Here is a 20,059-nt window from a genome sequence, read left to right on the forward strand (position 1 = left end):
AGCTGACTCCGGCAGATAAGCAGAGCTTTCGTTAACGGAATAGAAGAAATCTTCTGTCTCAGATAATACAGAAGTGAAACGCTGCCTACTAAGATCAGATGTATTTTCATGGACCAACGGGTGTATGGTACTTTGCTGCAGCTCCGATTCAATATCTTTGAAGTTTTCAATATGATTAGTCCCCTCTGCCAAAACTTTTACTGGAGGCATCCAACAACTTTCTCTAGCAAAAGGATATGTAGGAAGACTTATTCTCCGACCTGTAGTATAAAAAACTTTTTCCCATTCAAAATCGCATCCTGCCACATAAAATTTTGCCAGATGAATGAGCTGATTTTTATATTTCACCGTATGACAATTTTTTATTTCTTTTATAGCTTCTGCCGCTTTTTCGATTTTTTTTGATAAGGCATTCCAATCTTCATTACCAAGCATATTGCTTCTGATACATTCATCTCTTTCTTGATTTTCCAGCACTGCTGCAAGCTTTTCCCGCAAATCGGATACACCATCTGCGATGACTGCGACTCTCTTTTTAAAAAGCTCTCGTCCAAAAAGCAAAGTAGCACTTACATCCGCAATTTCCACCTGATCACTATTTTTTTCAAGCCAATTTTTCAAATCCATTATTTTTTGTTTTAAGGATTCGTCAGTTTTCGCAGATAAACCAAAAAAATAATGAGATTTTGAAGGTTTTTTTGTCTTCTTGACCACTCGATGTTCTTCTAAAATCACATGGCCATTCGTTCCGCCAAATCCAAATGAACTCACTCCCGCTCTACGCGGAATAACCTCTTCCCCATCTTTTAAAGATTCCCACTCTTTTAATTGATCAACAATTGAAAAAGGACTATTATCAATCGGAATTTTTGGATTGATCTGATGATAACCCAAATTCTCTGGCAATTTACCGTATTTCATAGCCATCAGCACTTTAATGACTCCTGCAATTCCAGCTGCAGATTCCAAATGCCCGATATTAGTCTTAACTGATCCTAAGCCGCATTGAGCTTTTGTCTTGTCCTTTTCTTTTAAAAGAACTTGAGAGGCCCTCATTAGCCCTTCAAATTCTATCGGGTCACCTTTTGGAGTTCCTGTTCCGTGCGCCTCGATGTAATTAATGCTGTCAAAAGAAACATTCGCTCTGTTTACAGCCTCAATAATGACATCCGCCTGAGCATCAGGATTCGGATATGTCAATGTGAATGTTTTCCCGCCATGATTGATGGCGGATCCCTTGATAACTCCATGGATCGGATCTCCGTCAGTAAGAGCTTTATGAAAGGGCTTTATTAAAACTATGCCCGCCCCCTCACCACGTACATACCCATCTGCACTTCGGTCAAAAGTCTTACACGAACCCGAAGGAGATAACATCCCCATCTGGGAAAATGCAATTTGTCTGGAGGGAGAAAGTAATATACTGACCCCTCCAGCTAAAGCCATCTCACAATCTCCGTTCATAATTGATTGACATGCTGTATGTAATGCAGTGATAGATCCAGAACATGCATTATCAATTTCAAGGCTTGGACCTTTTAAATTATAATAATAGGAAATACGATTAGGAATAATTCCAGAAGAAGTGCCCGTTGAATGATGCGGGACAATCCTTTCCTGACTTCTTTCCACTAGCTCCTTATAATCAAAATTAAATGCACCGAGGAAAACCCCGATTTTATCCCCTGATACATTAGAAGGGCGGATTCCTGCATCTTCAAAACAAGACCATGTGAGCTCCAGCATCATTCTTTGTTGAGGATCCATGGCATCTACTTCTCTGTTAGATAGCCCAAAAAACCTTATATCAAAGGTGTTAACATTGTCTATAAATCCCCCCCACTTACTTACACTATTACTTTTATACTCCCCTCTAATGGTACAAAATTCTTTCCAATTCCATCTATCTTTTGGGATTTCTTTAATACTCGATCGTCCCTTTTTAAGATTATCCCAATATTCCTCATAATTCTCTGCTTCCGGAAAACGACATGCAATTCCGACAATAGCCATATCTGATGTTTTAGCACCATAGCGGGTTGTGGTTGATGAAATCCTCTTGCCCTTTGGCATGTCTTTATTCATATATATCCCTCCATAAAAATAGTGGATGAACTTATTAAATTTAAATTAAATAGTGAAACTTGTATTAATCTTCAGAAAAAACGAAATAAATTAGAAATAGAAGATCAGGGAGTGTTTAAAAAATGTTGAGTAGTCCCAATTTGAAGGATTCAGACATATTAATATAAGAGAGAACAATTGGTCAAAGAAGTATTGGTAAAGAAAAAATTATCATTTTTAACTGCATCAAAAAAGCTTTATTCACTTCATTAGTCCTTATAGAATTCTTTAGTGAAATTGTGATTTTATTCGGTTTGAACTTTTTTCAAAAAATAAAGCTCATATCACTGACTTAGATCCTGAATTTACATTCATCCTAAGACAATTCAATTTAAATATATATATAAAGGCTTCCCTTCTCTCATTGCGTAGGGATTATCTCCTGGTCATTATATCACTTATATCCATTAATGGCCATTTTTCTCCGTAAAAATAGCCCAAAAAAGTGAAAATAGACTAAATGATTTTCACCGTGTTTTGGACTTAGTCGTATTGAATGGAATATAATAGAATCACTTTTGATTTCACTATGCAAACGAATTTTCTATTTAGACAGAATGATACGTTCCTTTGATAGAAAAAATGAAAATCCTCCAACTAACCCCCACATGAAGACTGTTATAATTAAATAAATGAATGTAAATTTCCAAGAGGTGATATCCAGATAATTTGTGATCGACCCTAGAGGTACACCCGCTAACAATATTAATGCGATGAGATAAGAAGGTGCGATTGACATTTCAGAAGAATAGATCATAGACAACTGAATCGTAAGTACTGTCAATCCTAGAAATAATAAGGGAGTAATTAAAAAAATAGATAGCAGGAGTGACACTGAAATGCTCACTACATTATTTGCGACCAGCAAAACAACTAATGGCGATAAAATTGAAACAATAAAATTCGGCAAAAAAACAGCAAGACTTTTGCCGATCCAGATTTCAATCGGCTTCAGCGGAGTGGATAAAAGAGATGAGATTATTCCGTTTGCTTTTTCTTTAGTAAATGTACCGCTTGTAAAAAATGGTATGCTTATCATGAGTGGAATCAGTGTCAGCATAAAAAGGATATTGGAAATAATAGTACAAGAAATCATCCCGGAAGAAATTAGGAATCGATCAGGTAATAACCAATTAATAGAAACAACTGCTGCCGCTGTAAGAACGAGGAACATAAGCAAAAGAATCTTATAAGATTTCCAACTGGAATATTCATCGTAGTCTCTCTTAAAAATCACTTGTATTCGATTGAATTTTATTTTTGACATGATAAAATAATTTTCTCCTTTCTAAGTTTATAACGGAATATCATACATACACTAAAAAGAATTACTGCGAGACAGATATTCGAAATGAAAAATACAGAAGAATTTATGTCTAAAATTTGACGTGCCAAAAGATTAATAACCAAACCTGCAAATACCGGTAAAAATATAGTCGCAATCACATTGCCAGCCTCAGTATTTCCAACAAGTCCGACAAAATGGATTAATAAGCTTAAACATAGGTAGATAACCTGTACTGCAAAATACGTGCATAGAACAATCCAAACATTTGAAAACACAACAAAACTTGAGGATAAGTAAATTGAGCTAAAAATAAAAGTTAAAAATAATGGAATAATCGTTCCTAATAAAAAACCTGGCAAGAAAAGCGCAATACTTTTTGCAACCCAAAGCTCCTTAACACTGGAAATGGTAGCTAAAAGAGATTCTATATTTTTATTAACCTTTTCACGTGTTAAAGGAACTGAAAATAAAACACAATAATTAACGCCTGTTAAAATAACAGCAGCACAATATTCAAGAATACCGATGTAATAGACAAGCGTACTTTCATCAATTCTGCCGGATGCAGGTTCAATGATGAGCTTTGCCCCAGCTATACCAATAACAGCCGTACATATAAGTACGATCCCTAGATAAACCATTATCAATGACTTAAATTGAAAAATACTCTTCAAACTGACATTGATAATTGCCATTATTCTTCTCATTGGTTAACATCGCTCCTTATGATCTTGTTATACACATCTTCTAATGAAGCATCGTTTTTAGATACTCCCTCTACTTCAACTCCCTCTTTTGCAAGCATATTAATAATATCAGGCACTTTTATGTTTCCTGAGGGTTTAAAAATTAGATCTGTTTCATTTATTTCAGATAGACCAAATTCCTTCATACTCTTAAGTTTGTTTTTTGTATGATCATCAATCGTGGTATTGGCATGCACGACAATGATATTCCTACCTGCCTGTCTGCACAATTCATCCAAACGTCCATAAAGCTTAATTTCACCTTTGTTAAGCAAAGCAACCCGGTTGCAAATTTTTTCAACTTCATCCATATTATGAGAACTCAACAAAACCGTCTTATTCTCTTTATGAACAAGATTAAGTAAAATTTGTCTAATATCCAATTGAGCAGAAGGGTCAATCCCGGATGTAGGCTCATCAAGAATAAGGACTTCCGGTTTATAAACAAGGGCTCTTGCCAAGGCAAGTTTTTGTCTCATTCCTTTTGAAAATGTTCCAACTTTATCCTGTGCTCTATGAGCCAGTCCCACCATATCCAATACTTTTCTTATATGGGTTTTGTCTAAAGGTTTTTCATAAATTTTCAGGTAATATCCTAAGTTCGCTTCAGCTGTCATGTTATCGTATAATCCATCTCCGTCAATGACAAAACCAACTTTTTTCCTTGATTCATCGTTAGAAACATCATAACCCATAATTGAAGCACTGCCCTCATCCGCTGCGTACAATCCGAGCAAAATTCTTATTGTTGTCGTTTTTCCTGCACCATTTGGCCCAATGAAACCAAAAATATCTCCTTTTTCAACATTGAAGCTTATTCCTTTTAAAATTTCACGTCCTTGCAAAGACTTTTTTATGTTTTTAACTTCAATTGGTGAACTAACCATGGTTTACCTCTTTTCTTTTAAAAATTATCCGGCTGACAAATTAGAAGACCTTCCTAAGCGCTAGCTAGTAATACTTTCATCCTTAAACGAAAAACTCCGGAGTTAACGGATGAAACAGCCAGAATTTAAGAGGTCAATAAATCCTGGCTTGTTTGCTCCGTCTAGTAATTTTTAACACACTCATCAATCTATTTTTTGTATCATAGACTCATAAATTTCTTTATTTAAAAGCTCGATAATTCTTTCTTCTGATTGGCTCTTATCAATAAATACATGGTCGCCTGCCATTGTGTAAAGTGTAAATGAATTTGTTGTAATATCTTCCCAAGCATTCATATCCTCAAATAAAACCCTTTGGTCATCAATTCCGTGGAAACCGACAATAGGTATGTCAAAATCCTCTAAATGATTATATTGGAATTTTTCAATAATGCGATACGCAGAAATAATCAATGGCAGTGTCAATTTTGTTCCTTCCAACATGCCGTCTGTAACCTCGTCTTCTACGCCCCAACCTAATAAAAAGGCTCTGCTTACCATGTCAATAGATGATGTTGCCTTTATTTCATCAAAATCAGGAATATGATTGATACCTAGCAATTTTAATTCTTCAAGAATTTGCATAAGACTTGTATTCGGTAAAATGGGTGCAGTATACCCGGATACAAATAATTTCACATAATTTACACCGGGTGTCTTAGCAAGTTTGTTTCCCAGTCTGTACGCGAATAAAGATCCCCAGCTATGACCGAAAGTCATACAAGGTATGTCATAAATAACATCTGAAATCGCATCTATAAGGGTATCCATGAATTCATCGATATCCGTGGGAGTTTCTTCTTTCATTCTTTCAAAATCAAGTCCTGGGAGTTTAATTGGACAAACATCAACTTCAGGACCAAGCTTTTCTTTCCACTCCCTGTACATATCTGCACTTCCAAATCCATATGGGAAACAGAATAAGCGAACTTTTGCCTCACTGTTCGGCTTATAATCGTAGATCCATTTCCCTATACCTTCTTCAGCTTGAGGCTCTGTTATTTTGCGCTCTTCGGCAAGTGATTCTCCTCCAGGAAGAAATTTAGTCAATTCTAAAGCCATCGTTGTTATAGTTGTCGATTGAATTACTTCAACAAATGAAAACTCTGCTCCAAGTAGCTGTGAAAGCTTGCCATGGAAACGTAATCCCATCATGGAGTCTAGCCCGAAATTATCCAACTGCTCATTAACATCTAATTCCTCAGGCTCCATTTCCACAATTGAAGCGAGGATACCACGTACATATTCTATTAAGAGTTCGACCTTTTCTCTGTGATCTGCCTCTGAATATTTCAATAAAAAGTCTTTGTCTTCGTCAGTCTGAGATGCTGAGGTTGATTCTAACAGCTCCTTCATTGCTCCCATGTATTCTTCATCGAATTCTTTCATAATGACATTATCAATCATAATAATGGTTTTACCGTCTTCGCCAAGGATTTTTATATCTCCCTTGATTTGCATACTTTTGTCGTTATATTCTGAAATCCTGATTTGCGCAAACAGCTTTCCTTTATAATTGATCGATCTGAAAGTTGATTCTCCCAGATTTGAAATCATAAATTTTTTACTGCCCGACGAAGTACTTGTTGAAATAAAATTAAATACTTGAGCACAACTGTCGATAACGCCGGGGTGTAAATATAATGCATAATCATCTCCTGAGTTGGTATTTTGTTTAATACTGATTAATGCTTCCCCTTCTTTATGCCATATCTCATCAACCCAGCGTACAGACGGTCCAAAATGGAACCCCTCTTCTTCCAGGAGCTTATAAAAGTCTTCTCCAGAATCATGCATGTCTGATACAGAAATAACAGATTCAACTGACAATGACTCATCCGTTGCAAGGGAATTTTCTTTTAATGTCATATTTCCTTGAACATGAAGATTCCATTTGATTTGCTCATTATCTTTACTGTAGAAATGGAACTCAATTATTCCGTCATTATCTTCTAACACCAGTAAGATATCTTTCATTTCACCCTCAAATATCATAATCGGACTAAAAAAGTCCATATTCTTCAAACTGAATTTTACATTACCGTAAAGATTCCTAATCGTATCTGCAAGCATTTCTATATAGTAGCCCACATGTACTACTCCCGAGTTATCCATAAGTTCCGGTAAATTCTTATATGACAAGGTGTATTCATATTGCTTATGTCTGTAAGGCAGACTGATTTCCTTTCCTTTTAAAGCATTACTCAATTTTAAATCTGTTTCATTGAAGGAACCGGCATCTGGTTGAGTAATCCAATGTTTTGTTTTTGCAAAAGGATAGTTTGGCAAAATAATCTTATAATAAGAATATCCTTCATAAAAGCTGTGCCAATTGATATTCATTCCTAGACATATTAGTTTTGCCATTCCCTGCAGCATTTTATATAAGCTATTCTGGTCATCACTGATTAATGGGATATGTACCACACCATCCTTTTGGTACATTGTCGTTTCACTCTCTTTCAGGCTACTGGAATCACCTATCTCCACAAAGTAACGATAACCTTGCTGATAAAGAAACTCGAATGATTTCTCGTATTGCACCGGTGAAAACAATTCCTTCTTCCAATAATCGGTAGTAAGTCTTTGAGAGTTACGGATGGTTTCTCCTGAACTTTCTGAAATATAACGGCATTTAGGCTTGAAATAAACTTCATCCACAATTGTATGACCATAATCATTTGCATAATCTTCGAAAAGTCCAGATGGCCAGTCAGACTCAACCTCTTCAACTGTTTTAATTCCCCTACTTTGGAATTCTAAAACCATTCTATTAATATCCTCTGCCTGACCAGATAGCACAAATTCGTTTTTCGAATATATTGCAGAAATATGAACCTTACCTATAAATCTATTTAATATCTCTCCCGCATTCTTTCTATCGGCAAAAATTCTGTAATGAGTTGCTCTGTTTACTTTACTGATAATATTCTGAGCTTCTACAAAGTGTTTTACTGCCGATTCAACACTCATAATCCCCGCCGTTACAGCAGCTATATATTTGCCAGTTCTTTCACCAAAAGTGATTTCGGGTTTAACCCCAAATGATTCTATAAGCTTCATCATGGCATACTGAACAGCAAAGAGGTACATATATCTATGTTTATGTTTTGTAAACTTTTTATGCAGAAAAGCATCGACAAGCCCAGTTCCGTAATATGGTTCAAAATGCTTCAAGCACTCATCAAACTCACGTTTGAATATTGGGAATAAATTATAAATAAGGACTGAACTTTCTAGAGTTTTATTCGTATTTCCGTTAAAAACAAAGGCAATTTTAGGTGGGAACTGCTCATTGATTTTTGCTGTATAAACCGTATTATTCTTCAATAAATTAAACGGCATTCGAAATGCCAATTTATTGCTATAGTTATCACTGTCCGCATAAATGGTATTTTTCTTTTCGGCTTCATTTAGAACCTGTAAGAACCCTTCTCGGAAATCATCAATGCTATTTCCTACAAATACGGCACGATGGACATAACTCGAACGACATGCATTTGTAACATAACAAACATCCTCAATATTTACTTCAGGGTGTTTCACAAAGTATTCGTCGTATCTAGAAATTAACTCAATTAATGCTCTTTCATCCTTAGCGCTTAAAAATAAAATATTAGATTGAAAATTGTTTTTTGAAGAAAATTCCCTTAATGGTGCTTCCGATAAAATCATATGTGCATTTGTTCCGCTAAATCCAAATGAGCTGATACCGGCTATTCTTTCTTTTTCTCCGGATACCTCCCATTTCATATGCTCACGAGGAAGCACTGCCGGAATTTTTTTAAGGTTAATTCTCGGATTAGGAACATCAGAGTTAACAATACGTGGTATCTCTTTATAGTGAAGACTAAGAACTATTTTGATCACACTGGCAATACCCGCTGCACTCTCAAGGTGTCCAATATTCCCTTTAACCGCTCCAATGACTAAGGGATTATCTCTTTGTTGACCATTTTTATTCCCAAAAATCTCAGTAACTGCCCCGATTTCAATCGGATCACCTAATGGAGTCCCAGTGCCATGAGCCTCAAGATAACTAATCTGTTCAGGTTTTAAAGAGCATGCGTCTAATGCTGACTCTATGACCATCTTTTGTGCTTTTCCATTCGGAACTGTTAGACCGCTGCTGGATCCATCATTGTTAACTGCACCGCCGCGAATCACCGCATAGATGGTATCGCCATCTTTTTCTGCATCTGAAAGTCTCTTTAGCACTAGTACTCCACAACCTTCACCACGTCCATAGCCACTTCCATTAGCATCAAATGGCTTACATCTTCCATCTCTCGAAACCGCATCCATCATACATAAATTTGACATAACAATCGGTGAAAGCATTAAATTCACACCGCCAGATAATGCCATGTTACATTCTCCGCGCCGCAGAGATTCTACAGCTAAATGTGTGGTAACCAATGAAGAAGAACACGCAGTATCAATAGATAAAGACGGTCCATTTAGGCCAAAAACATAAGATATTCTTCCTGAGGCGATACTGGAAGTTGTACCAGTCCCAATATATTGATTTACTTTTGACTTATCCTGAGGAAGCATGGCATATTCACATGCTCCTGAAATACCTATAAACACACCTGTTTTACTTCCTCTAAGTTCAGTTGGATTTTGTCCCGCGTTTTCTAATGACTCCCAACAAACCTCCAACAACTGACGATGCTGAGGATCCATTGAATTGGCTTCGGCCGAAGAGATCTTAAAAAACTTCGCATCGAATTCAGACACATCTCTCTTTAAGAAACTTCCCTGCTTAACATACATTTGACCAATAGTCTCCGGTGATGGATCATAATGATCATCCGCACTCCATCTATCTTCAGGAATGTCGATAATTGTTTCAGTCCCTGCCTTTAGTAATTCCCAGTATTCCTCTGGAGAGTTACATCCCCCTGGGAATCTGCAAGCCATCCCAACGACTGCCACAGGCTCACTGCTCGATTTCTGCGCATCATCCAGTTGATTACGCAGTTTCTGAATAGTATAAAGTGACTGTTTTAATAATTTACTATTTATCGCATCTGCCATAATTTAATTTCCTTCTTCCTTTAGTAACTCATTTTGATTGGGATAACCTGCAGCGTATACGATAGGCGGTTGATTTTTTTTCGTTTGCACCATGTTCACTTCCCATGTGTAGCCCTCAACCTCAATCGAATGAACGATTTCTTCTAAATCCTTCTTTGTATAAATCCGCACAATTGATACAAAACCATCAAACATCATTACTAACGGAGCAATCGGAATCAAGTATGTAAAAATCAACCTTGCAAAAACAGTCTGAATATCCCCTCTAATAACTTTAGCAAACTGAACCCAATAAAAAACCAAAAATAATGGAGATAAAAGAATTAAGATAGGTAGTATAGTCCATGCAAACCCGGGAGGCATTAACATTGATTCTCCAACAACAATTCCCTGACGCTCCTCTGCGGCATTTTTGAAAATAGCCTTAGCAACAGAAGAATTCATGTGATGGAACCCTCCGAATATGGTCCTCATCCCTTTTAAATCGGCAGGTACTTCCGCTGCATCAACGGACTCAGGTATATATTCCAGTTTATTATTATAATCCCTTGTAACCCTCTCAATTGCTTCTTTATTTGGAAACTTATCTGTAAGTATTAGTTTCACAGACTCATCTTCCTTTTGAAGGGTATCAATCATTCCAAGCCAAGGTCCGCCGCCGCCAGAGCATAGATCAACAATCTGATTTGTATCTGACTTTTTCATTACCTTTTTTATCACCGGAATAACATCATCATAAGGTGATCCCTTTTTTAGCATAGAGTTAAGAACATCTGTAATTAGATCTCTTAAAAATTTAGGAAACCATTCAAAGTCCATAAACTCAAATAATTGCAAACGCTTCATTTTCATCCCCACTTCTACTCTTTATTTTATAAAGCCATACCATTAGGAATTCTATTAACCTTCAGTTAACAGGCTTGGTTGATATAATCGATACCAGACAAAGAAAAATCAGATCCTAAAGTACTTTCTTAAAGCATTATTAAACTCTACTTATTTATGACTTAAGCAGAGAATAGACACCGATTCCAGTTCATATACCACACTCTTAAACATTCCACAGAGACCCTTCTTTGATTATCTACCTATTCTGCTGGAGTCATATCAATCTGGCTGCTATAATTTCAATAATTTCTCTGATAGTTTTCAACTTTCCGAATTCAACCATAGGGATAGAAACTTTGACAGACTCTAATGTACTCATAATAATCTCAGCTCGATCGATCGAGTTTGCCCCCAAGTCTTGCAAGCTATCCTCAATCGTAATCTTTACACCCTCAATTTCAGGAACAACTTCGTAAATATTTTGTTTGAACACTTCAAAAATTTCTTTTCTATTCATTGGTATAATTTCCCTTCTAATGTTCAATTCATCCTCAATCAGGATTATTAAATTAGAACCGTTTTATCTAAAACAAGAAAACATTGATCAAAATATAATTCTCAATATTGAATCTTCACTTTTGGCCTAATCTCTCAAAATCATAATATGACTAACAGTTATTCACTCTTAGAAAGTTAATTAAAAATAAGACTTATCCTCGCACTCATTATCCCTCTATTGTTACTTAGAAGATTATGATGCATACAGCAGTGTTTCCCTTCCCCCTCTCACAATAATTGTGGTTAAATTTTCTTTTATTTACAACACACTAGTTAATATTACAATAAATTCACTCTTTTCACAATAAACACCTAACGACAAAAAGCCCAGAAGAAACATCAATCTGGGACCATTTTTCAATAACTTATTAAATTAATCGAGAGGAAATACACATAATAAAAAGCCAGCATTAATTATATAATTTCATAATTTTTTCTTTAACTTCCGATTGATGAAATGTTAAATCATGCATCTCTACTTCCAGTTTAATAACCTCAGAAATCTTTTTACGGTGCTCTGCAACTAGGTGATCCTTTAATGTAACCAATGATATTCTCGGCTTTTCGGCTATTATTTCTGCCAGTTCTAAAGCACGCTCTATCACTTCTTTCCTTGGATGTACTTCAAAGGGAACACCCCTTTTTTCCAATTCAGACCCACGAAAAGTACGAGCACTCAGCAAAAAGTCCTGTGCTAAAGTTAATCCTAATTTTTCAGGAAAAATATAAGTTGATCCAAACCCCGGAGTAAACCCATATTTCATAAAGTTAGCTGTATAAACACTTTCTCTTGATAAAATAATAAAATCGGCAAACAGTCCAAAAGCTAATCCCCCACCGATAGCATGTCCCTGCATAGCCGCAATCACCGGAATTCTGCAATCCAATGAAAGACTGTAGATATTCTTATCTCCAGGTGATTCATCAAAATTGGCCTTGCCTTCCTGGATAGCAATTAAGTCTTCTTTCGTGCCGCCCGATGCAAAATAATTATCATAGCCAGTAATAACTACCACTTTAAAATGTATATTTTCTTCTATTGTTTTAAAAGCTTTTTCCAGCCCAAGTAATAGCTCTCTGGTGAATGTATTTTTGTTTACTCTGTCTTGCATTGTTATGAGAGCAACGCCTGTACTTATCTCCTTTAATTCAACTGGCAAATTACTCATCGTTCCCCTCCCAAGGATATATCCCCTTTTCCACAAATAGACGAATTCTCTCCAAGTTATAACTATCTGAAAAAATTGATTGATTTGTTTCAACAGCGTGTTTCTTACTCTTAAATACAAAATCATTTAGTTCCATCATATAGTTCTTATATTGCTTAATTCCGGACTTTGGCAGTTTTATAACACGAGCTAACTGGCGTTTTAAAAGGCCGTTGCTATTTTTTTGATATTCGTCCACTAAACCTAATTCATAGGCCAATTGTACATTTACTGGTCTTGTCGTAAGAGTCAAATAATTTGATTTTTGATAACCTATTTTACGAATTAAAAAAGGTAAAACCATTGCTGGAAAGAGACCAAACAATAACTCCGATAAACTAAAAACTGCGGTATCGTCAGCTATTACAATATCACTAGCAGCAACAAATCCTATTCCACCAGCGTTTGCAACTCCCCGCACATGTGATATTGAAATAAATGGACCACTCGCCATTTTCAACCACAGGTCATAAAGCAAATCAGGACCGTGTGCTCTTTGTGTCTTACTATTCCCACTAAACTCAACTTCATTAAAATCTGCACCAAAGCAAAATGCTTGTGGCGAGCCTTCGAAAATAACAACACTGCTTTTCTTTTCACATAAGCTAACGGCTCTATGACATTCTTCAATTAGCAAATTATTTATGGCATTCTTTGTATTAGGGCGATTAAACTTTATATAACAAATAGGACCATCAAATTCGACCTTAATTGTTTTCCACTCCATTATTACACCTGCTTGTAATTTTTCATTCTAACAAATAAAATCAGCCTAGAGTTATATTAATTTTATACTCATTTTATAGATTAGCCCATCTAACTTTAACTAACCTTTATATAAAGGCAAACTTACTCTGATATCCAGTGATTCATTATGTACTGCTGCCTCTGTACTTCCTCCCATTTGTTCTGCAAGGAGTTTTACAATCGCTAAACCTAATCCGGTCGACTTACTTCTCGCCTTATCAGCTGTATAGAAACGATCGAAAAGTTGCTCTTCATCCACATTATAGGCGTCCTTAATTGGATTTTTGAATGATATTATAACTCTATCCTTCATTAATAGTAACTTAACCTCAATATCACCTTCTGAATGCTGAATACAATTCCTAGCAAGATTTTGAATGATTCTTTTAAGCATTTTCTTATCGACCAATGCAAATATCGGTTTAGTTTCTTTAAAGTGTAAAGACAAACTTTTTTCTTCGAGCAATGGTATAAATGTTATAAGAGATTCTGCGACAAAATTGTTAAGATTTGTTCTTTCAAGATCGATATCAGGTTCCGAATTTGTAAGATAGGAATATTCAAAAAAATATTGAATCAAGTTTTCTAGTTCATTTGTGTGTTTTATCGCAATCTCAAGTTTTTTAAGCTGTTCATATGGCAATTCGCCCTTTTTGATTAGTTGTTGATATCCTTTTATTGCAGTCAGAGGTGTCCGTAAGTCGTGAGAGATATTAACAATTAACTCTCTAAACTTTCTATCCTCACGAATCCTCTTAAGGCGAAGACTTTCCTCCGCCTTAAGGTATTTATTAATATTAACCACTAGTTTATTTAAATCTTTATTAATCAACTCAACACTAACAGGCTGACGGGTGTATTCAGTTAAACGTTTTTCAAGCTGGTAATTGATATTGCGAAGCTGCAACTGTATTAAAACAATATATAACACTAAAAAAATAATCAATACCGTCAAAATACCAATTACAATCTCCACGTTTTAACCAGCCTTCCAATTATTTAACTTCTGATTTTCTAAAAATCCCATTTGTGATACTAAGGAACCATACACAAAACAACAAACTGACACCTAAAGCCTTCAAAATTACATCTGGATCTGCATCCATTGTTAATACTGAGCTGCCTATTGAAAAAGGTGTATAAGATAAAATATTATTCACTACATCAGATTTACTGCCCAAACCTCCAAGGATTTGCAGGACCAATATTAAACCAAAACCGGTGAAGATAACCAAAGAGGACTTTCTGAATAAAAAGGAAAGAAGCACACATACAGTCATTTCTGATGCATAGACAAGTAACATAACAATCATGATAACAATCATTTTCCCAAAAACCAAAGGGGTTAAATCCAACCCATTTTCATTTGCTAAAATACTAAGGAATACTGATGCAGCAAACGGCTGAGAGAACTCTGCCCCAGTAGCAAATGCAATCAAAGTCACAACTACATAGGGTACAAGCATTAACATTACAATTAAATAGTATACAATTGCTTTACTAATGATAACGACTAACCGACTGATTCCACATGAAGAAATAGCATCATGTATTGTTTTATTATCAAAATCACCACATATATAGACTCCGGCTAAGAATGGTCCGACGATTGCTACCATCATAATATCAGTCAGTCCAGATAGAGGCCCGCTCAGTTCTTGGTCAATTTTCCCTTGTGCAACTAAATATGACACCAATGCAACTACCGCAGCAGCGACCCACATAATTAAAAATAATATTTTGATCGCTTTTGATTTCCTTAATTTATATAAATCGGATTGAATGAGATTCATCATTCTTCTTCACCACCAATAACAGAAATAAAGTAGTTTTCCAACGTATCTCCTTCTATTGAAAAATTTGTCGTTAAAATTCCTTTATTAAGAAGAGCTTGTGCTACTTTTTTCTTTTCATCAACTAGGTCATAAAGTTTAATCGTCTTATCAGGTAAGACCTTGAAGTTCGTTGTGTTAAATTCTGTTTCTAATATACTCAATAGTTTTTCAGGTTCTTCACATTCTATAAGGATATGTTTCCTGCATCGGTTCTCTAATTGTTCAAGAGTTAAGGTTTGCTTTATCTCTCCGTCATGAATAATAATATAATCTGTTGCCACCTGAAATAACTCTGGAAGATTATGACTTGAAATAAGAATGGTGATATGTCTCTCTTCACACAACTTGATAAGTAAATTTCTTACTTCTTTGACTCCGAGCGGATCAAGCCCATTTATGGGTTCATCTAAGATTAACAATTCAGGATTGTTGATAAGCGAAATTGCTATCCCCAATCTCTGTTTCATTCCCAGAGAAAAGTTTTTAACTTTTTTTTTCCCTGTATCACTTAAACCCACTAAGTGTAAAAGCTCATCTTCTATTTCCGTATTTGGAATCCCTCTCATAGTCCGGTGCGCTTTCATGTTTTCCTTAGCAGTCATATTCATAATGAGACTTGGAGATTCTATCATAGAACCGATACGTTTACGTTCAGATTGGATGGCTTTCGTACTTTTCTTCCCGAATAGCTCCACACTCCCTGAGGAAGGATAACTAAGCCCTGCTATTATTCTCATTAGAGTGCTTTTACCGGCTCCATTTCTTCCAATTAACCCATATATTTTCCCGGGTTCCAAAGTAATTGATACATTGTGCAATGCATTAAAGCCTTTATATGTTCTTGTTAATTCATTAGTTTTCAAAATGAATTTTTCCATTTAAATCCCCTCTCCTCTTTTCCTAAGGATAATATGCAAAGGTTAAGAAAAGGTTAAGAAATTTAAAATAAATGACAGCAGAATGTAATTAACGGCTTAAACCTTATATAGTCGATAACCCAACCCCCAAACTGTTTCAACATATTCTTCACATGGATTGGAGTTTTTTAACTTGTTTCGTAAATTACTCATATGTGTTTTTACTGCATTATCATCTCCAAGGTATTCTTCTTCCCATATTGATTCATAAATATTGATTTTTGAAAACACCTTTCCAGGGTTCTGCATTAATAATTCAATAATACAATATTCCTTGGCTGTAAGTTCCAATTCCTGTCCGTTTAAAATAACACGCTTTTTACTAACATCCAATTCCATATCCTTATATTTTAAGACTGTATTCTTCTTCTTTTCATTATCAAAACGGCGTAAGTTTGTTGTTACACGTGCAGCGACTTCCCCTAAATCAAAAGGTTTTGTAATATAATCATCAGCACCCAATTTCAATAAATTAATTTTGGTTTCAACTAAATTTTTCGAAGATATAATAATTATCGGAATGGAGGATTTTTTTCGGATTTCTACTAGAATCCTTTCGCCGCTTTTGTAAGGAAGCATTATATCCAATAAGACTAAATCATATTCCTTTTCCTTCGCCTCCTGCATACCTTTAGCTCCATCAAAAACTGAAGTTATTTCAAATCCTTCACTCTCTAAAAACTCAGCTAACATCAGATTTATATCTTTATTATCTTCAATAATAAGGATTTTGTTCAATTATAATTCACCTCTTCATGCGGTTCTCTTATTACACAATTTTATAACAATGATTATTTATAGAAATTTTTAAAAATCGCTAAATAAAATACATGAATGTAAGGAGACTTTTTTATTTTAGAATACTACGCTTTACCATTCTTAGCAGTAAATTCGTGTACTCATAATAACGTACGATTATCTTCTAAATGTCTTTTTTATTAAACCCGGTTTGCCTTGTGGAAATAACAAAAATTAATAAATGAAGTACCGAACAATTAATTCAGTGAGAAAAGTATTGATAACTAAAGAGGAATTATTTTTCAAATAATATTATACATGAAACGCCTTTATTTAGATATCTGTTTGAGGCGCGGTAATAATTTGTTTAACATTTTATAATAAGAAAGGTTCGTCTGATTAACTTGGTTTAACTAAAGAAATACTGAGGCATAAAAACCACCATTATGCTTTAGATAACCGTCACACCTAAACTTGACACAGAAATACGGTTGTTAAGCCGTCGTAAATAAATAAAAGGCAACCATCCCTAAGGGCTAGTTACCTTCTCTTAATTCCAGCACAGCCACACACTCCACATGATTCGTATGCGGGAACATATCCACAGGCTGCACTTCGAGCGTCTGATACCCGCCATCCTCAAGCACCCGCAGGTCTCTTGCAAGCGTTCCTGGATTGCAGGACACGTACACCACTCGCTTCGGTTTCATCTCGATGATTGTCCGCAGGAGGGCTTCGTCGCAGCCTTTTCTTGGCGGGTCGACAACGAGGGTGTCGGCCGTGATGCCTTCTTCATACCATTTCGGAATGACTGTTTCCGCTTCTCCGACTGCGAATTCCGCGTTTGTGATGCCGTTCAGCTCAGCGTTGCGTTTTGCATCCTCGATGGCTTCCGGCACGATTTCGACGCCGTATACTTTCTTCGCCTGCTTCGCTAAGAAGAGAGAAATCGTTCCGATGCCGCAGTAGGCGTCGATGACGGTTTCTTCCCCTTGCAGCTCCGCGTACTCAAGCGCTTTGTCGTAGAGCACTTTTGTCTGTTCCGGGTTGACCTGATAGAACGATCTGGCGGAGATGGCGAATTTGACGTCTCCGATGAGGTCGTAGATGTATTCTTCGCCCCAGATGACGTTTGTTTCGTTCCCAAAGATGACGTTTGTTTTGTTTGGATTGATGTTTTGCACGATGGATTTGACGTGCGGGAATTGCGCTGTGATGTCTTCGATGATTTTCGCTTTGTGCGGAAAATCGCTTGTTCTTGTGATGAAGACGATCATCATTTCGCCTGTGACGACGCCGTATCTGACCATGATGTGGCGGAGCCAGCCTTTATGGCGTTCTTCGTTGTAGGCTTTGACGCCGTAATTTGCACAGATGTCTTTGACGGCTTGGACGGCTTCGTCGTTTTTGGATTGCTGGATCAGACAGGCGCTCATGTCGATGATGTCATGGCTTCTTTGCTGATAGAATCCGGCGACGAGTCCGCCTTCTCTTTCACCGACAGGCACCTGTGCTTTGTTTCTGTAGTTCCACGGGTCTTCCATGCCGAGCGTCGGATGCACGGTGACATTGGACAGATCCAGCTTGCCGATCCGTTCTAAGACGTCTTTGACTTGTTTCTGTTTAAACAAGAGCTGGCCTTCATAGGTCATGTGCTGAAGCTGGCAGCCGCCGCATTGTTTGTAGATTGGGCACGGGGCATCCGTTCTGTGCGGGCTTTCTTCCTTCAGCTCAATCAAGCGGCCGAAAGCGAAGCCTTTTTTGACGCGTGTCACTTTGATTTGCGCTTTTTCCTCAGGCAGGGCGTTCGGCACGAAGATCGGGAAGCCCTGAACCTTTGCGACGCCCGCTCCTTCGTGCGTCAAATCCTCAAATGTCACATCATAGTATTCATTTTTTTCTATCGGGGGTTTCATTTTCATCTATAATCACCTCTAGTTTTACCAATAGCCTTGTTTCAGCGTGCTGGCAAACCTTCAAATTCAATGTCAGCCTTCAAAGGTTTCCGATCACGCTGAAAAGATGACAAAATCCTAAAACGAATACTGTTTTAGGATTTTGTCCGCGTATTAATCATCCAGCTGTTCCGCTTTCTCTTTCGGCATGATGACGTGAATATGCCTGTACAGATTCACGAATTCACCTGGCAGCATGCCGCCGTATTCGCCGTCCAGGTTCAGCTGCATCTTTTCTGATACATTGACTTTCACACGGTTCGCTTTTGTGTAAATAATGTGCTGATCGTTAATATGATCGCCTCTGAGCGCCATGCTCGCGACTCTGATAAACTCCGCGAGATTAGCTTTTTTCAAAATAATCAAATCAAACATGCCGTCATTCAGGCTGGAATCAGGGGCCAGCTTCTCGAATCCGCCGACCGAGTTGGTCAGCGTCACTAAAAACAGCATAATTTCCCCTTGAAACAGCTTGCCGTCATATTCAATCTCGACTTCTGTCGGTCGAAGTGAAGGCAGCATTTCCATTCCCTTTAAATAATAAGCAAGCTGGCCAAGCATCGTTTTCAGTTTGCTTGGCACATCATACGTCAGCTCCGTCAGACGGCCTCCGCCGGCGATGTTGATAAAGTACTGACCGTTCACCTGTCCGATGTCGATCGGGCGGGCTACGCCGTTAATGACGGTATCAGCGGCATTCAGTATATTCTCTCTCGGAATGCCCAGCGCTCTGGCGAAGTCATTTGTCGTGCCGACCGGAATGATGCCGAGTGTCGGGCGTTTGTCTAACGGCGCAAGACCGTTGACGACTTCATTAATCGTTCCGTCTCCGCCGGCAGCGATAATCAGGTCAAACTCCCGCAAAGCGGCTTCTGTTGCGGCGTGGGTGGCATCCCCCGCGCATGTGGTGGCATGGGTGGAGGTTTCATAACCGGCTTGTTCAAATTTTTGCAGGACCTGGGCAAGATTTTTCTTAAAAAGCTCCCGTCCTGAAGTCGGATTGTATATTATGCGTGCACGTTTCATTATCTCATCATCCTACTTAAGAGTATCCGATCCATTATTAACACTAACAACCTTTAATTATACTATGACTTGAGAAAATCGCAACAATATGTACAGGAATTGCCAGAAGAAAAAAGGCCT

Annotated in this window: 15 protein-coding genes; 1 reads left to right on the forward strand and 14 read right to left on the reverse strand. The window is 37.1% G+C overall.

Annotation, left to right across the window (positions count from 1 at the left end; genetic code table 11):
* The coding region (locus tag BXO87_RS18985; RefSeq protein ID WP_139337736.1) for a type I polyketide synthase at positions 1-2,085 on the reverse strand (2,085 nt) is incomplete at its 3' end.
* 878 nt (positions 2,086-2,963) lie between these two features.
* Between BXO87_RS18985 and BXO87_RS18990 the strand changes: the two genes are divergently transcribed.
* The gene (locus tag BXO87_RS18990) at positions 2,964-3,317 is read left to right on the forward strand and encodes a hypothetical protein (protein WP_038457192.1); all 354 of its coding nucleotides are present in this window, start codon (positions 2,964-2,966) and stop codon (positions 3,315-3,317) included.
* 61 nt (positions 3,318-3,378) lie between these two features.
* Here BXO87_RS18990 and BXO87_RS18995 read toward each other — a convergent pair whose 3' ends face one another.
* From BXO87_RS18995 to BXO87_RS19060, 13 genes are all read right to left on the reverse strand, one after another.
* Positions 3,379-4,119, reverse strand: coding sequence for a hypothetical protein (locus tag BXO87_RS18995; protein WP_038457190.1), 741 nt, complete (start codon positions 4,117-4,119; stop codon positions 3,379-3,381).
* Complete coding sequence (locus BXO87_RS19000) at positions 4,116-5,045, reverse strand: ABC transporter ATP-binding protein (protein ID WP_038457187.1); 930 nt, start codon at positions 5,043-5,045, stop codon at positions 4,116-4,118. Before BXO87_RS19000 ends, BXO87_RS18995 begins: the two co-directional genes overlap by 4 nt.
* Before the next feature lie 183 nt (positions 5,046-5,228).
* Positions 5,229-10,127 (reverse strand): type I polyketide synthase, encoded by a 4,899-nt coding sequence (locus tag BXO87_RS19005; RefSeq protein ID WP_079978469.1) that lies wholly within the window; start codon positions 10,125-10,127, stop codon positions 5,229-5,231.
* Between the two features lie 3 nt (positions 10,128-10,130).
* The gene (locus BXO87_RS19015; RefSeq protein WP_139337737.1) at positions 10,131-10,973 is read right to left on the reverse strand and encodes a hypothetical protein; all 843 of its coding nucleotides are present in this window, start codon (positions 10,971-10,973) and stop codon (positions 10,131-10,133) included.
* Positions 10,974-11,229: 256 nt separating this feature from the next.
* Entirely contained in the window at positions 11,230-11,472 is a 243-nt protein-coding gene (locus BXO87_RS19020) for an acyl carrier protein (protein ID WP_038457185.1), read from the reverse strand.
* 451 nt (positions 11,473-11,923) lie between these two features.
* On the reverse strand, positions 11,924-12,682 hold the full coding sequence (locus BXO87_RS19025) for a polyketide synthase (protein WP_038457184.1): 759 nt from the start codon (positions 12,680-12,682) through the stop codon (positions 11,924-11,926).
* A complete protein-coding gene (locus BXO87_RS19030) occupies positions 12,675-13,448 on the reverse strand; it encodes an enoyl-CoA hydratase/isomerase (RefSeq protein WP_038457183.1) in 774 nt (257 codons plus the stop codon). Before BXO87_RS19030 ends, BXO87_RS19025 begins: the two co-directional genes overlap by 8 nt.
* Positions 13,449-13,547: 99 nt before the next feature.
* On the reverse strand, positions 13,548-14,444 hold the full coding sequence (locus tag BXO87_RS19035) for a sensor histidine kinase (RefSeq protein ID WP_038457182.1): 897 nt from the start codon (positions 14,442-14,444) through the stop codon (positions 13,548-13,550).
* A 19-nt stretch (positions 14,445-14,463) separates the two neighbouring features.
* Positions 14,464-15,264: an ABC transporter permease gene (locus BXO87_RS19040; RefSeq protein ID WP_038457181.1), complete on the reverse strand. Its 801-nt coding sequence runs from the start codon at positions 15,262-15,264 to the stop codon at positions 14,464-14,466.
* Entirely contained in the window at positions 15,261-16,181 is a 921-nt protein-coding gene (locus BXO87_RS19045) for an ATP-binding cassette domain-containing protein (protein WP_038457180.1), read from the reverse strand. The genes BXO87_RS19040 and BXO87_RS19045 overlap by 4 nt, the downstream gene beginning before the upstream one ends.
* Before the next feature lie 96 nt (positions 16,182-16,277).
* Positions 16,278-16,958, reverse strand: coding sequence for a response regulator transcription factor (locus BXO87_RS19050; RefSeq protein ID WP_038457179.1), 681 nt, complete (start codon positions 16,956-16,958; stop codon positions 16,278-16,280).
* Positions 16,959-17,494: 536 nt separating this feature from the next.
* A complete protein-coding gene (gene rlmD, locus BXO87_RS19055; protein ID WP_038457178.1) occupies positions 17,495-18,880 on the reverse strand; it encodes a 23S rRNA (uracil(1939)-C(5))-methyltransferase RlmD in 1,386 nt (461 codons plus the stop codon).
* 147 nt (positions 18,881-19,027) lie between these two features.
* Positions 19,028-19,939: a diacylglycerol kinase gene (locus BXO87_RS19060; protein WP_007609891.1), complete on the reverse strand. Its 912-nt coding sequence runs from the start codon at positions 19,937-19,939 to the stop codon at positions 19,028-19,030.
* Positions 19,940-20,059: the final 120 nt, after the last annotated feature.

Source organism: Bacillus sp. GZB, from assembly GCF_001975995.1.
In the GTDB taxonomy this organism is placed as follows: Bacteria; Bacillota; Bacilli; order Bacillales; family Bacillaceae; genus Bacillus; species Bacillus velezensis.

Excerpts from the sequence above, each read along its gene's own strand:
- BXO87_RS18990 (WP_038457192.1), top strand. The coding sequence starts at position 2,964 with ATGCTCACTACATTATTTGCGACCAGCAAAACAACTAATGGCGATAAA.
- BXO87_RS18995 (WP_038457190.1), bottom strand. The coding sequence starts at position 4,119 with ATGAGAAGAATAATGGCAATTATCAATGTCAGTTTGAAGAGTATTTTT.
- BXO87_RS19000 (WP_038457187.1), bottom strand. The coding sequence starts at position 5,045 with ATGGTTAGTTCACCAATTGAAGTTAAAAACATAAAAAAGTCTTTGCAA.
- BXO87_RS19005 (WP_079978469.1), bottom strand. The coding sequence starts at position 10,127 with ATGGCAGATGCGATAAATAGTAAATTATTAAAACAGTCACTTTATACT.
- BXO87_RS19015 (WP_139337737.1), bottom strand. The coding sequence starts at position 10,973 with ATGAAGCGTTTGCAATTATTTGAGTTTATGGACTTTGAATGGTTTCCT.
- BXO87_RS19020 (WP_038457185.1), bottom strand. The coding sequence starts at position 11,472 with ATGAATAGAAAAGAAATTTTTGAAGTGTTCAAACAAAATATTTACGAA.
- BXO87_RS19025 (WP_038457184.1), bottom strand. The coding sequence starts at position 12,682 with ATGAGTAATTTGCCAGTTGAATTAAAGGAGATAAGTACAGGCGTTGCT.
- BXO87_RS19030 (WP_038457183.1), bottom strand. The coding sequence starts at position 13,448 with ATGGAGTGGAAAACAATTAAGGTCGAATTTGATGGTCCTATTTGTTAT.
- BXO87_RS19040 (WP_038457181.1), bottom strand. The coding sequence starts at position 15,264 with ATGATGAATCTCATTCAATCCGATTTATATAAATTAAGGAAATCAAAA.
- BXO87_RS19045 (WP_038457180.1), bottom strand. The coding sequence starts at position 16,181 with ATGGAAAAATTCATTTTGAAAACTAATGAATTAACAAGAACATATAAA.
- rlmD (WP_038457178.1), bottom strand. The coding sequence starts at position 18,880 with ATGAAAATGAAACCCCCGATAGAAAAAAATGAATACTATGATGTGACA.
- BXO87_RS19060 (WP_007609891.1), bottom strand. The coding sequence starts at position 19,939 with ATGAAACGTGCACGCATAATATACAATCCGACTTCAGGACGGGAGCTT.